Genomic DNA, 13747 nt, shown 5'->3' on the forward strand with positions numbered 1-13747 from the left:
CGGCTTCCAGTTCTCCAGCCTAGCTGGTTCGCAACTACAAAGAAGGTCGATTTTTCGCCCGTTGGCAGCTTTCGCTGCAGTAGCGATGTGCGCAAAGCGGTCATGCAGAAAAAATGTCGAACGGCAGCTTCGTCCGCACAGCCGCCCTTGACATGCAGCCTCTGAACGTCGGTTATCGGCCGACCCGCGGTCGAGCCCTAATCGGCTCTTTCGCGCGCTTGCGCGGAAACGGGCGGCAAATGCGTCGTCGCGGCGAGCGCCAGCGCGGTCAGGCTTGCGTGATCTCGCGCATGGCGGCGAGGAACTGCGCGACCTCGCCAAGGGTGTTGTAGTGGCACATCGACACCCGCACGCAGGTCTCGAGGCCCAGAGGGGTCAGGATGTTGCCGGAGTAATGATCCTGTTTGCGCGAATGCACCCGGATGCCGTGCCCGCGCAGGCGCGCCACCGTGTCGGGTGCGCTTTGCCCTGCGACGCTGAGCGACACGAGCCCTTCGCGCAGCGGATTGTCGGCGCCGCCGATCAGGGTCACGCCGGGCAGATCGGCCAGGCCGGTCTGGTTGCCGGTGCCGAAGATCATTGCATCGGTCAGCGCATTCTCCTGCGCATGGATCGCCGCCCCCGCCGCGACGATGCGGGCGCGCCGGTCGGTTGCGTCCGACACCTCGCCGCCCAGCCAGTCGAAATAGGCCACCACGTCCGAGAAGGTGGCATAGGCGCCGGTGTCGCGGGTGCCCAGATCCCAGGGCGCGCCGGGGGCGTCCTGCAGATGGTCATGGGGCAGGGCGGCCAGCCGGTCGGACAGCCACGCCACGCCGTAGCCATGTCGCGAAAACATCTTGTAGGGCGATACCACGTAACCGTCGATGCCGTAGCTTTCGATATCGAGCCGCCCGTGCGCGCCATGCTGGATACCGTCCACGACGATGTAGCAGTCGGGCGCCACGTCGCGGATCGCCGCCGCCACCGCCGCCACGTCCACCGCCATGCCGGTCACGGGCGAGGTGTGGACGATTGTGGCGACCTGCGTGTCAGCTGTGACCAGCGCCGCATAGGCCGGGGCCGCAACGGACCCGGTGGTATCGTCATGCGCGACCAGCCGGTGCGGCTTGCCCGCCATCCCGGCCCAGCGGTGCGCCGCGCTGCGCGACGCGGGATGTTCCAGCGTGCTGCCCAGAACGGCCCCTTCCGGCGTGCCCAGACAGGCGCTGCGGATGAGGCGAAAAAGCAGCTCTGTCCCGCTTTCACCGACGACGAACCGGCCCTGCGGCGCGTTGAACAGAACCGCCATGTCGTCGCGCGCCTGGTCGATCATCGCGACCAGCGCCTGTGCGGCGGGGTTGTCGCGGCCCTGATTGTCGGGGATCGCGGCCATGCGGGCGCTGGTCTCGACCACCGATTTCAGCGTCAGCGCGCCGCCCGCATTTTCGAAGAACACCCGCGGCCCTTCGAACGGGCAGCTGTCCACATGGGCAAAGCGGTCGCGGACCGCCTGCATCAGGCCTGGCTGGGTGTCGAACATGGGGGATGCCTTTCGATATGCGTTTGAAAAGCGTTTGAACCCGCAACGCTCGGGCTGTCAATCGGGTGCGCGGGAAGGGCCGGAACGCACCGTGACCCGCGTCGTTTGCCAGACGGCGTCAGTCGCGGCGCATCAGGTGGGCGTTGTTCACGGCGACGGCCTGCCAGTCGCCCGCCGTGCCATCGGGCCAGATCACCCGGACCTCGGCTGTTTCCGCGCCGCCCAGGCCAAAATGCAGCGGCCCTGCCTGTCCGCCCGCGTGGCCGCCGCCCACCGTCACCTCTTGTGCTTGCGTGCCCGCAGCGGTCCGCACCTCGACAAAGGCTCCGACGGCGCGGCGGTTGGCACCGCTCTGGCGCGGGTCCACCGTCAGCCAGTTGTCGGTGCCCCGGGTGGCGTTCTGCCAGACCTGCAGCGGCGCGCGGCGGTTGACGACGACGAGGTCCAGCCGCCCGTCGGCGTTGAGGTCCGCCAGCCCCGCGCCGCGCCCGCGATGGTCGGATGCCACGCCCGCCACGTCGGCCTTTTCCTCGAAGGTGCCGTCGGCGCGCTGCATCAGCAGGTTGTTGGGGTCGGCCATCGCCATGTCGGGCATCTGGTCGACATTGCCCTTGGCGATGAAGAGATCGGCCCGCCCGTCATTGTCCACATCGCCGAATTCCGCATGCCAGCCGGTCGAGGGGCGGCCATCGTCGCCGGTGAAAGGGCGATGCGCCGTGGCACCGACCTCGTAAGGCGTAGGGGCAAAGCCGCTGCCGGTGTTGGTCATCAGCACCTGATCCCCCATCGAGGTCAGCATGACCTCGGGCCGCCCGTCGCCCGACAGGTCGCGGCTGGCGATGCCCATCCCCCAAAGCTGCAACCGGTCCCAACCGTCGTCGGGGCCCAGTTCGCGCAGCGGGGCCAGCGTCCACATCTGCTCATACCCGTCGCGGACATAATACTGCCGGTCGTTCGACAGGCGCAGCATCACCTCACCGCCGCGCCGCCAGTCGGAAAACAGCATCGACAGCGGGCAGAAACCTGGGTCGAGCGGCAGCGGCGCGCCGTAGCGCCCGCCGTCGGGACGCAGCAGCCAGTTGGTGTCGCAGGTGCCGAAGGGCGCGTCGGGGTGATCCTGATCGACGTAGTTGCCGATCGCCAGTGTCGGCAGGGTCTGGCCCGGCTCCCACGTGGCGGTAAAGGCGGTGGTCCAGGCGGCGCCGGTCTCGATCCCCAGGGCCGCCGTCGCATCCTCGAACGTGCAATCGCCCTTGCCGCGCAGCAGCAGGTTCGGCCCCAGCCGCAGCACAAAGAGGTCGAGCACGTCGTCGTTGTCGATGTCCAGCGGATAGGCGCCGGTCGCGGCCGTGATTTCGGGCACCTTTGCCGCGTCGAACAGGATATCGCCGCCGGGCGCGCTGCGGTTGACCAGCAGCGTCGCCGGATGGGTGCCGCCGGCGGCGAAGAGATCGGGGCGGGCGTCGCCATTGCAGTCGAAGATCGCCACGCCGCCGCCGACAAAATGATCCCAACCGCCTGTATAGATGTGTTCCACCGGCAGGGCATCCGACCTTTCGACAAACATCGGATCGGCGAGCGCAGGCAGGCCGGTCAGGCACAGCAGGGCAGCGAGCCGCATCACGCCTCCTCCAGCGCGCCGGGGGCGCCCAGCCGTTCGGTCGTCACATGGCTCAGCGCCAGCGCAGCCGCCCCCCGGGCCCAGATCATGTCGCCCCAGGCGTGGATTTCGACGCGCGGGTTTGGCTTGTCGACGCGGATCGCGGACATCGTCAGATCGCCCAGCACCTCGTCGGCATAAAGATAGTCGTATTCCATCCGTTCGCCCGACAGGATGATCAGTTCCGGATCGAAAAGGTTGATCACATTGGCCAGCCCCAGCGCCAGATAGCGGCCCGCACGACGAAAGATCGACCGCGCGGCGACATTGCCGGATTTGGCGTTCTCGTAAAGCTGGCTCAGCATCGCATTGGGCTGCAGGTTCGACGTGCTCATCCAATCAAGCGCGGTCGAGGCTTCGCGCACCAGCGCGTAGTCGGCCACATAGGCCTCGAGGCAGCCGCGCTGGCCGCAGCGGCATAGCGCGCCGTCAAGCTGCACCTTGGTGTGGCCCAGCTCTGTCCCCAGGCCGCGCGCGCCGCGATAAAGCCGATTGTTCAGCACCAGCCCCATGCCGACGCCGTGTTCGATGGTCACGACGGCGAAATTCGAGACGTCGCGACCGTCGCCGAACCAGAGTTCAGCGAGTGTCAGCAGATTGGCGTCGTTGTCGATCTTGACCGCGATGCCCAGCCGGTCCGACAGGCGCTGCGCGAAGGCGAGGTTCGAGGTCGCCAGCAGCGGCGACCACAGCACCGCGCCTGTGTCGCCGTCGATGAACCCGGGCAGGCCGACGCCCACCGCCTGCACCTCGGACCGGGACCGGCCCGCGCGGTCCAGAACCTCGTCCAGCAGGGTGTCGATGACGGCCAGCGCCTCTTCGGGGGGCATCGGGCGGCGGCTGCCGGGCAGGGTGACGTCGGCGATCATGCCACCGGCGAAATCGTGCAGCACGGCGGAATGCGCCACTTCGGAGATCTTGATGCCCGCCACCAGCACCGCGCCGGGGCAGACCGCCAGCGCCACCGGTGGACGGCCGCGCGGCGTGGCTTCGGCATCGCGGGGCAGGGTGATCTCTTCCAGGTAGCCCGCGCCGATCAGGTCGGTCGTGGCGGCGGTGACCGACCCGGGGCTGACGCCCAGGATGCGCGCCACCTCGACCCGGCTGAGCGTGCCCGCGCCGCGCACCGATTCGAAGATCTGCTGGCGCAGCGGGGCGGCGGACGGGTCGTCGCCGCCGCGAATCGCCCGGCGTGGGCCGCAGCCCTCGCGCTGCGCTGCGGCATCCCCGGGATCGGGCGTTTCCAGCATAGTTATTTCGTCTGCCATAAGAAATTCTTGCCAATCAGACAGGTTTTGCCCCGAAATGCGGCATTGCAGCATGCGGTTGACAGCAAGCCTATGAAAAACTCAGCCATCCGAAAAGGATTTATTTTGACAGATGAAATATATCGAGTCATGGTGCGGAAGGCATAAAGCCGCCGCGTCAGCGACTGCGTCTGCGCGGCACCACTGGGAGGATACTCATGAAAAAAGCACTACTCGTCGCCGCGACGATGGCCTTTGCCGTCCCCGGCGTCTCTGCCGTCGCACAGGACGGCGTCACCGTCGGCGTCAGCTGGTCGAATTTCCAGGAAGAGCGCTGGAAGACCGACGAAGCTGCCATCAAGGGCGCGCTGGACGAAAGCGGCGCGGAATACGTGTCGTCGGACGCGCAGTCGTCCTCGGCCAAGCAGTTGTCGGACGTCGAATCGCTGATCGCACAGGGCGTCGACGCGCTGATCATCCTGGCGCAGGACACCCAGGCGATCATTCCGGCCGTGCAGGCCGCCGCAGACGCGGGCATCCCGGTCATCGCCTATGACCGCCTGATCGAAGACAGCCGCGCCTTCTACCTGACCTTCGACAACATCGAAGTGGGCCGTATGCAGGCGCGTGCCGTGCTCGAGGCGCAGCCCACCGGCAACTACGTGATGATCAAGGGCTCGCCCACCGACCCCAACGCGGATTTCCTGCGCGGCGGTCAGCAGGAAGTGCTGCAGGAGGCGATTGACGCGGGCGACATCACCATCGTGGGCGAGGCCTATACCGATGGCTGGCTGCCTGCCAACGCGCAGCGCAACATGGAACAGATCCTGACCCAGACCAACAACGAGGTCGACGCCGTTGTCGCCTCGAACGACGGCACCGCCGGCGGCGCCGTGGCCGCGCTGACCGCGCAGGGCCTTGATGGGATCCCGGTGTCGGGCCAGGACGGCGACCATGCCGCACTGAACCGTGTCGCACAGGGCACCCAGACCGTCAGTGTCTGGAAAGACGCCCGTGAACTGGGCAAATCCGCAGGCATGATCGCCGTGGAACTGGCTGGTGGCGCTGCGATGAGCGACATCGAAGGTGCCGAAGAGTGGACGTCGCCCGCAGGCACGACCATGTGGGCCGAATTCCTTGAGCCGGTTCCGGTCACCAAGGACAACCTCGACGTCGTCGTCGACGCAGGCTGGATCGAAAAGGACGCGCTTTGCCAGGGTGTCTCCGGCGGTCCGTCGCCCTGCAACTAAGTCACTCCGGCCGGGGCGGGCATATCCGCCCCGGCCAACCCCCTGCGGCACGCGGCTGCGCCTAAGCAGCCGGTCCGCCACACTTTTTCTCTGAACATTCCGCGTGACGAGACATGCGCGGGCCACGTCAGGAGCATCCAGACATGACCGATACGTCCACCGGCCAGGGGTCCCCCTCGGGTCAAAGCGGGGCATCCCGCAGTTTTTTCAGTCAGCTCGAGCTTGACCTGCGCCTTCTGGGCATGATCGGGGCGTTCCTGCTGATCTGTGTGCTGTTCAATATCCTGACGGGCGGGCAATTCCTGACCCCGCGCAACCTGTTCAACCTGACGATCCAGACCGTATCGGTCGCGATCATGGCTACGGGCATGGTGTTCATCATCGTCACCCGGCACATCGACCTTGCGGTCGGGTCGCTTCTGGCCACCTGTTCGGCGATCATGGCAATGACCCAGACCGCCTGGGCCATTGATCTGCTGGGTATTCCGCTGGGCAGCCCGATGCTCGCGTGGGTCGCCATCCTGGCCGGTGTGATCGCAGGCGCGGTGATCGGTGGCTTTCAGGGCTGGCTGGTCGGCTATCTGTCGATCCCGGCCTTCATCGTGACGCTGGGCGGGCTTCTGGTCTGGCGCAACGTCGCCTGGTATCTGACCAACGGCCAGACCATCGGGCCGCTGAACGACACGTTCCAGCTGTTTGGCGGGATCAACGGCACGCTGGGGGCGACGTGGTCCTGGATCGCCGGTCTGCTGGCCGCCGCCGCTGCGGTGCTGGCGCTGATCTCTGCCCGCCGCGCGAAGAAGCGGCATGACTTTCCGGTCAAACCGGTCTGGGCCGAATGCGTGGTCGGCGGCATCTTCGTCGTCGCCATCCTGGGCTTCATCGCGATCCTCAACGCCTACCAGGTGCCCGAGCGGGTGCTGGCACGGCAGTTCGCGGCGCAAAACCTCGAGGTGCCCGAAGGCTATACCGCCAGCTACGGCCTGCCGATTTCGGTGCTGCTGCTGATCGCGGTGGCGGTGGTGATGACCGTGGTGGCCCGCAAGACCCGCTTTGGACGCTACATCTTTGCCACCGGCGGCAACCCCGACGCGGCAGAGCTTTCGGGGATCAACACCCGCCTGCTGACGGTGAAGGTGTTTGCCCTCATGGGTGTGCTGGTCGCCATTGCGGCGCTGGTCGCGTCGTCGCGCCTGACCTTCCACTCCAACGATATCGGCACGCTGGACGAATTGCGTGTTATCGCGGCGGCCGTCATCGGCGGCACGGCTCTGGCAGGCGGGATCGGCACGATCTACGGCGCCATCCTGGGCGCGCTGATCATGCAGTCGCTGCAATCGGGCATGGCGATGGTCGGCGTCGATGCACCCCTGCAGAACATCGTCGTGGGCACGGTCCTGGTGGCCGCGGTCCTGATCGACATCATCTATCGCCGCCGCGTGGGAGGATAAGACCATGGCAGACGCAAAAGCACCCGATACGGTCGACCGCAGCGGCACCCCGCTGGTCGAGATGCGCGACATCCGGATCTCGTTCGGCGGCATTCACGCCGTCGACGGTGTCAGCATCGACGTCTACCCGGGCGAGGTCGTGGGCCTTCTGGGCCACAACGGCGCGGGCAAGTCGACCCTGATCAAGATCCTGTCGGGGGCCTATCAGGCGGATTCGGGCCAGATTCTGATCGACGGCAAGCCGATCACGGTGCGCAGCCCCGCCGATGCGCGCAACAACTCGATCGAGACGATCTATCAGACGCTGGCGCTGGCCGATAACCTCGATGCCGCCGCGAACCTCTTTCTGGGGCGCGAACTGACCTCTGCCATCGGATTGGTCGACGATTCCGCGATGGAGGCGGAGACGCGCAAGATCATGGCGCGGCTCAACCCCAACTTCCGCAAGTTCAACGTGCCGGTGTCGGCGCTTTCGGGCGGTCAGCGGCAATCGGTCGCCATCGCCCGCGCGGTCTATTTCAACGCGCGCATCCTGATCATGGACGAACCGACGGCGGCGCTGGGTGTGCACGAAACCGCGATGGTTGCGGACCTGATCAAGGAGCTCAAGGCGCAGGGGCTGGGTATTTTCCTCATCAGCCACGATACGCGCGAAATGCTCGACCTTTGCGACCGGGTGTCGGTGATGAAGAACGGTCAGCTGGTCGGCACAGAGCGGGTCGAGGATGTGACCGAGGATGACATCCTGTCGATGATCATCATGGGCAAGAACCCCAAGCGCGAAGCGGCCTGAGGGCGCCGCGCAAGACCCGGCACGGCTCGGTCGCCCATGTAGCTGCCGCGCCGCGCCATCGACGGGCCGCGGTGCGGCGATCTCCATTCCACCGCTAGGGTGTGACGCGATTGTCTTGAAACGGCTGCAAGAGGCCTTGCGTCCGCGCCCTTGGCGACGACATGAACCAGAGCGCTAATTCGGCACCTTCAAACCACTCGGTACGGTTTCGGGCACGCCCAGCCGTCCGGTCTTGGCCACCGGATCGGTCAGGCTGTCGAGAAACGCCAGGATCAGCCGCAACTCCTCATCGGACAAGGGCCGCATGTCGACCCGCGCCGCCTCGACCGCGGCGCGGTCTGTATCGCTGGCGACGATGCGCATATCGTCGACGGGCAGGGACGGCAGGACCGCGCGGGCAACCTCGAAGCTGTCGAAGGCCGGGGTGCTGCCGCTGTGCGCCGCAACATAGGCTTTGAGGTCGGCAAAGGCCCCGGCATGCCCATAGGGCGCGGTCAGCGCCACGTTGCGCAGGGACGGCGTGCGAAAGGCGTAAAGGTCGGCGTCGCGCCCGGTCACGCCGAACCGGCCCGGATCGCGGGCGTGATCCTCGAACCGCCGCGCCTTGCCCGGGCCGATCTGCACCTCGCCCGTGGCGTGAAATCCGTGGTCGGTCTGGAACTTGCCCGCGTGGCAGTCGGCGCAGCCCGACCAGCCGTAGAAGATCATCGCCCCGGCTTCGGCCTCGGGCGCAAGCTCTGCCGCGCCGCGCAGCCATGAATCGAAGGGCGCGGTGTCGGACCGCCATTCGAATTCGATGAACGATGCCAGCGCGTTGGAGATATCCGTAAATCCAATCTCGGACGGGTCGGTGATCTCGGGATAGACCTGCGCGAAGGACTGCGCATAGGCGGGCACCGCCGCGACACGCCTTGCAATCAGATCCCAGCCGCCGCCCGGGCCGGTCAGTTCGCCCTTGCGCACCGCGGCCGAGACCTCGTTTTCGCCGAAATGCCCGGCCATCTCGTCGGGGCTGAGCACGGGGAACATCGATTGCGCCGACAGCAGACTGTCGAAGCCTGCCACCATGTCCTGCGCCAGCGGGGTGCGCAGACCACCGGGGCGGGTCGGATCGACTTCGATCCGGCCATCGTGAAAGAGCACAGTGAATTCGTGCGCCCCGAGGTTGAAGAGCGCCTGCGCGTTGCGCGGCACGCGCTGTTCGGGCGGGTTGTCGGGATCTGCCACGCGGTCGGGGCCCAGCCCGATGCCACCGTCGCCCAGCGACAGCGACAGGCCGTCGCCGGTGCCGAACCGCGGGTGGTGGCAGGTGGCGCAGGCGACCTCCTTGTTGCCCGACAGGATCGGGTCATAAAACAGCAGCTGGCCCAGCCGCGCCGCGGCCTCGTCCACGGGGCGGTAATCGGCATCGGTGACCGGCTTGGGCAGTTTTTCGGACAGCGGCCCGGCCTGCACGGCAGCGGCCAGCAGGGCCGCGCAGAGAGCGGCGGCAAAGGTGGCGCGGGCAGGGGGCGAAAAGGGGGCAATGGCGGACATGACAAAGTGATGTCACGGCCCGGCAGGGGCTGGCAAGAACCGATCGCCCCGCGGCCCTATTGGTCACACGCAGGCGTGATACGTTCGCGCAGTTCCCTTTCGCCGTCAGAGCGGTTAGACATGGCGGAATGCCGACGGGCAAGCGTGCGTTGCGAGGGGACCGGGAAGACGGTGAGCATGGCCAAAAGCGATATCGCGGACCTGAGCGGTGTGCCGCTCGATGCGCTGATGGCCTGCCCGCATTGCGACACGCTTTACCGTGCCCGCACGCCCGGAGTCGGTCGCCGCGCGGTCTGCGCGCGCTGCCACACTGTGCTGATCGCGCCGAAGCGCAAGGCCGGGATAAAGATCATCGCACTGACCTTTGCGATGCTGATCCTTGTGGTGGCGGCAATGTTCTTTCCCTTCCTGAACATCTCGGTCAAGGGCTTTGCCAACAAGGCCACAATCCTCGATTCCGCCGAGGCGTTCCAGTCCGGCCCGATGCTGCTGCTGTCGGTGGCCGTGGCGGCGATGATCCTGATCATCCCGCTGCTGCGGATGCTGCTCATTCTCTACGTGCTGCTGCCCATCGTGCGCGACCGCCCGGCCTTTCCGCAGGCGCGCCGCGCCTTTCGGCTGAGTCAGAAGCTCAAGCCCTGGGCCATGGCCGAGATCTTTGCCATCGGGGTGGCCGTCGCGCTGGTCAAGGTGGCGGATCTGGCGCATATCGGCTTCGGCCCCGCCTTCTGGATGTTCACCGCGCTGGTGATCATCGTCATCTTCAACGACAGATACCTTTGTACATGGTCGGTATGGAAATCACTGGAAACGCCCGATACGTGACCGCCCGCGAGGCCGGGCTGGTCGCCTGCCAACGCTGCGCGCGGGTCTGGCCCATGGGCACCGCTGAATGCGGGCGTTGCGGCGGCCGCCTGCGGTCGCGCGACACCGGCAGCCTGAGCCGGGTCTGGGCGCTGTGGATCGCCGGGGTGATCTGTTATATCCCGGCCAACCTTTATCCGATGCTGGTGACCAACACGCTCCTCTCCACTTCGCAAAGCACGATCGTGGGCGGCGCGGTCGACCTGATCCATCACGGCGCCATCGGGGTGGCGCTGATCATCCTCGTGGCCAGCGTGCTCATCCCGATGGGCAAGTTCCTGGCCATCGCCTATCTTGCCATCGCGGTGCGGCGCGGATCGAACCTGTCGGCGAACCGCCGGCATCATATGTACGAGGTGGTGGAATTCATCGGCCGCTGGTCGATGATCGACGTCTTCGTCGTCGCCATCCTCAGCTCGCTCGTGCAGCTGTCGGTCGTCGCTTCGATCCAGCCCGGTCCCGCCGCCATGACCTTTGCGCTGTCGGTGATCTTCACCATGCTTTCGGCGCAGTCTTTCGACACCCGTCTGTTCTGGGATCTGCCCAGCCAAACAAAGGATCGCCAAGCGTGACCGATCATACCCCCGACACCGGCCAGCGCACGCCGGGCGATGTGCCCATCGAAGAGGGCCGCAAATCCTTCTGGGACACCTCCATGCTGGTCTGGGCGATCCCGCTGATCGCGCTGGTCGTGGCGCTCGGGGCGGTCTGGCGCACCTACAACGACCAGGGCCCGCTGATCGAGGTCGCCTTTGACGAGGCGGCGGGCATCCGCGCGGACGAAACGCAGTTGCGCTACCGCGACATCACCGTGGGCCTTGTCGAAGGCGTGCGCTTCGATGACGATCTCACGCAGGTCGTGGTGGACATCCGCCTGGACAAAGCGCTGGCGCCGTATGTCGACAGCGATGCCAAATTCTGGGTGGTCAGCCCGCAGGTGACGGCGCAGGGGGTCTCGGGCCTCGATACGGTGCTCTCGGGCGTCTATATCCGCGGGTCCTGGGACAACGTGCCCGGCACCGCGCAATCCATGTTCGAGGGGCTCGATACAGCGCCGCTGCTGTCGACCGGCACCGAAGGCAAATCCTTCACGCTCAAATCCGCCGAAGGTCTGCCAGGGGCGGGCACGCCGATCCTTTACAAGAACGTGCAGGTCGGCGTGATCGGCGAAAGCGCGGTCAATTCCGACGGCACCGGCGTCACCGCCGAGGCGGTGATCTACGACCCGCATACGGAATACGTCACCAGCTCGACCCGGTTCTGGGACATCTCGGGCTTCAGCTTTTCGCTGGGCGCGTCGGGTGCCAAGCTCAATTTCACTTCGCTGGCCTCGCTCATTTCCGGCGGGATCACCTTCGAAACCATCGGGTCGGGCGGCGAGGCGCTGGCCGATGGCATGGAATTCGATCTTTTCCCCGACGAAGACGCGGCGCGCGACGATTTCCTGGTGTCGGGCGAAGGCGCCACCGTCGACATGATCATGGTGTTCGAGGAAAATCTGGCCGGCCTGTCCACCGGTGCCGCCGTCGAACTGGGCGGGTTGCGCGTGGGCGAGGTGACCAGCATCAACGGCATCGTCGATCGCGACCGCTTTGGCGACAGCGAGGTGCGGCTGATCACCTCCGTCAAGCTCAATCCCAGCCGCATCGGCCTGGGCGATGACGCGGGCGAGGCGGAGCTGTTCGATTACCTTGACACCCGGATCGCCGAAGGGCTGCGGGCGCGGTTGACAAACGCGTCGATCTTCACCGGCGGGCTCAAGATCGAACTGGCCGAGGTGCCGGGGGCGGCGGATGCATCTCTGGATCGTACGGCGGAACCGCTGCCCGCGATGCCGACCGCCGCGTCGAACGTGACCGATGTGGGGGCGACGGCCCAGGGCGCGCTGCAGCGCGTCAGCGACCTGCCCATCGAAGAGGTGATGCAGTCGGTTGTCGATTTCCTCGACAATGCGTCGAGCCTGATCGGAAGCGAGGATCTGCAGCGTGCGCCGCAGGAACTGACCGGCCTTTTGGCCGCCGCGCGCGAGGTGGCGGAAAGCGAGGGCGTGCAGGGCCTGCCCGGACAGCTGGGCGACATCTTTGAATCGCTGCTGGAAACCGCGCAGACCATCGACAACGTGACCTCCGATCTTGAGGATCAGGACATCGTCGGCAGGCTGACCGGCGTGATCGACGGCGCAGGCAGCACGCTGGACACGCTGCCCGGGCTGGTCGAGGACGTGCGGGCACTCATCGCCAGCGCCGAAGAGGTCCCGCTGGCAGAGCTTTCGGCCAGCCTCGAGGAATTGCTGACCAGCGCCGAGTCGCTCATGTCCGAAGCGGATGCGCTGCTGGCGGGCGAGGACTTGCAGGCGGTGCCCGCCGACGTGCGGGGCATCCTCGCCTCGGTGCGCGAAATCACCGAAAGCGAAGGCGTCCGGGCGCTGCCCGATCAGCTGGGCGGATTGCTCGATTCGCTGCTGGAGACCGCGCAGACGCTGGATGACGTCACCACCGAACTGCAGACCCAAGAGACCGTGGCCAAGCTGACCGGTGTGATCGAAAACGCGGGCAGCACCGTCGACAGCTTGCCTGCGCTTGTGGACGACATGCGTGCGCTGCTGGCCAATGCCGAAGAGGTGCCGCTGGCAGAACTGTCCGCCAGCCTCGAAGAGCTGCTGACCAGCGCCGAATCCTTGCTGTCCGAAGCCGACGCGCTGCTGGCCGGTGAGGACCTGCAAGCGGTGCCGGGCGAAATTCGCGGCATCCTCGCCTCGGTCCGCGAGGTCACCGAGAGTGAGGGCGTGCAGGGGCTGCCCGCGCGGACCGACGCGCTTCTGGCAGGTCTCCAGGACACCGCCGCGACGCTCGACCGGCTAATGACCGAGGTCGAGACGCAGGACACCGTCGCCAAGATCACCGCCGCCGTTGACGATGTGGCCGTGGCCGCCGACGGCCTGCCGCAGCTGGTCGAACAGGCCCGGGGCATTCTGGATCAGGCAGGCGAGGCGCGGATCGACGAACTGGCGGATGCCGCGACCGATCTGCTCAACGCCGCGGGCGACGTTCTGGATCAGGACAGCACCCGACAGATCCCGGCGGAACTCAACGCCTCTCTGGCATCCTTGCGCGGCACGTTGCAGGAACTGCAGGACGGCGGCCTCATCAGCAATGCCAACGCCACGCTGGCCTCGGCCAGCCAGGCGGCGGATGCCATCGCAAATGCCAGCGCCAGCCTGCCGGAACTGGCACGCGATCTGCGCCGGGTGGCGTCGCAGGCGGGCACCACGCTGGCCGATTTCTCGGAAGACTCGCGCTTTTCGCGGGAAACCCGGGGGGCCATCGACAGCATCCAATCGGCCGCGCAAGCCATCGAAAGACTGGCGCGCACCATCGAACGCAATCCGAATTCGCTGCTTCTGGGACGGTAAATGACAATGAAA

The 13747-nt window shown here is 66.6% G+C and carries 10 protein-coding genes; 6 read left to right on the top strand and 4 right to left on the bottom strand.

Going from position 1 to position 13747, the window contains the following annotated elements; genetic code table 11:
* Positions 1-268 precede the first annotated feature (268 nt).
* The 3 genes from ACOXXX_RS00410 to ACOXXX_RS00420 all read right to left on the bottom strand — a co-directional run bounded on the left by ACOXXX_RS00410 (position 269) and on the right by ACOXXX_RS00420 (position 4450).
* Positions 269-1522: an aminotransferase class V-fold PLP-dependent enzyme gene (locus tag ACOXXX_RS00410; protein WP_422824561.1), complete on the bottom strand. Its 1254-nt coding sequence runs from the start codon at positions 1520-1522 to the stop codon at positions 269-271.
* Positions 1523-1640: 118 nt separating this feature from the next.
* Positions 1641-3143: a CRTAC1 family protein gene (locus ACOXXX_RS00415; RefSeq protein ID WP_422824562.1), complete on the bottom strand. Its 1503-nt coding sequence runs from the start codon at positions 3141-3143 to the stop codon at positions 1641-1643.
* On the bottom strand, positions 3143-4450 hold the full coding sequence (locus ACOXXX_RS00420; RefSeq protein WP_422824563.1) for an ROK family transcriptional regulator: 1308 nt from the start codon (positions 4448-4450) through the stop codon (positions 3143-3145). Before ACOXXX_RS00420 ends, ACOXXX_RS00415 begins: the two co-directional genes overlap by 1 nt.
* A 197-nt stretch (positions 4451-4647) precedes the next feature.
* Here ACOXXX_RS00420 and xylF point away from each other — a divergent pair, with 197 nt between their 5' ends.
* The 3 genes from xylF to ACOXXX_RS00435 all read left to right on the top strand — a co-directional run bounded on the left by xylF (position 4648) and on the right by ACOXXX_RS00435 (position 7923).
* A complete protein-coding gene (gene xylF, locus ACOXXX_RS00425) occupies positions 4648-5679 on the top strand; it encodes a D-xylose ABC transporter substrate-binding protein (RefSeq protein WP_422824564.1) in 1032 nt (343 codons plus the stop codon).
* Between the two features lie 143 nt (positions 5680-5822).
* Complete coding sequence (locus tag ACOXXX_RS00430; protein WP_422824565.1) at positions 5823-7130, top strand: sugar ABC transporter permease; 1308 nt, start codon at positions 5823-5825, stop codon at positions 7128-7130.
* Between the two features lie 4 nt (positions 7131-7134).
* Positions 7135-7923, top strand: a complete 789-nt coding sequence (locus ACOXXX_RS00435; protein WP_422824566.1) for an ATP-binding cassette domain-containing protein — start codon at positions 7135-7137, stop codon at positions 7921-7923.
* Positions 7924-8097: 174 nt separating this feature from the next.
* Here ACOXXX_RS00435 and ACOXXX_RS00440 read toward each other — a convergent pair whose 3' ends face one another.
* Positions 8098-9459 carry a cytochrome-c peroxidase gene (locus ACOXXX_RS00440; protein ID WP_422824567.1) on the bottom strand — a complete coding sequence of 454 codons (1362 nt, stop codon included), beginning with the start codon at positions 9457-9459 and terminating at the stop codon, positions 8098-8100.
* A gap of 177 nt (positions 9460-9636) precedes the next feature.
* Here ACOXXX_RS00440 and ACOXXX_RS00445 point away from each other — a divergent pair, with 177 nt between their 5' ends.
* Genes ACOXXX_RS00445 through ACOXXX_RS00455 form a run of 3 tightly spaced genes read left to right on the top strand, consistent with a single transcriptional unit; the run spans position 9637 to position 13735 of the window.
* On the top strand, positions 9637-10284 hold the full coding sequence (locus ACOXXX_RS00445) for a paraquat-inducible protein A (RefSeq protein ID WP_422824568.1): 648 nt from the start codon (positions 9637-9639) through the stop codon (positions 10282-10284).
* Entirely contained in the window at positions 10245-10895 is a 651-nt protein-coding gene (locus tag ACOXXX_RS00450; protein WP_422824569.1) for a paraquat-inducible protein A, read from the top strand. The genes ACOXXX_RS00445 and ACOXXX_RS00450 overlap by 40 nt, the downstream gene beginning before the upstream one ends.
* Positions 10892-13735 (top strand): MlaD family protein, encoded by a 2844-nt coding sequence (locus tag ACOXXX_RS00455; protein WP_422824570.1) that lies wholly within the window; start codon positions 10892-10894, stop codon positions 13733-13735. Before ACOXXX_RS00450 ends, ACOXXX_RS00455 begins: the two co-directional genes overlap by 4 nt.
* The last annotated feature ends 12 nt before the right edge of the window (positions 13736-13747 follow it).

Origin of the sequence: Thalassococcus sp. BH17M4-6 (genome assembly GCF_049323015.1) — a bacterium.
Taxonomy (GTDB): Bacteria; Pseudomonadota; Alphaproteobacteria; order Rhodobacterales; family Rhodobacteraceae; genus Puniceibacterium.

Excerpts from the sequence above, each read along its gene's own strand:
- ACOXXX_RS00410 (WP_422824561.1), bottom strand. The coding sequence starts at position 1,522 with ATGTTCGACACCCAGCCAGGCCTGATGCAGGCGGTCCGCGACCGCTTT.
- ACOXXX_RS00420 (WP_422824563.1), bottom strand. The coding sequence starts at position 4,450 with ATGGCAGACGAAATAACTATGCTGGAAACGCCCGATCCCGGGGATGCC.
- ACOXXX_RS00430 (WP_422824565.1), top strand. The coding sequence starts at position 5,823 with ATGACCGATACGTCCACCGGCCAGGGGTCCCCCTCGGGTCAAAGCGGG.
- xylF (WP_422824564.1), top strand. The coding sequence starts at position 4,648 with ATGAAAAAAGCACTACTCGTCGCCGCGACGATGGCCTTTGCCGTCCCC.
- ACOXXX_RS00440 (WP_422824567.1), bottom strand. The coding sequence starts at position 9,459 with ATGTCCGCCATTGCCCCCTTTTCGCCCCCTGCCCGCGCCACCTTTGCC.
- ACOXXX_RS00450 (WP_422824569.1), top strand. The coding sequence starts at position 10,245 with ATGGTCGGTATGGAAATCACTGGAAACGCCCGATACGTGACCGCCCGC.
- ACOXXX_RS00445 (WP_422824568.1), top strand. The coding sequence starts at position 9,637 with ATGGCCAAAAGCGATATCGCGGACCTGAGCGGTGTGCCGCTCGATGCG.
- ACOXXX_RS00435 (WP_422824566.1), top strand. The coding sequence starts at position 7,135 with ATGGCAGACGCAAAAGCACCCGATACGGTCGACCGCAGCGGCACCCCG.
- ACOXXX_RS00415 (WP_422824562.1), bottom strand. The coding sequence starts at position 3,143 with ATGCGGCTCGCTGCCCTGCTGTGCCTGACCGGCCTGCCTGCGCTCGCC.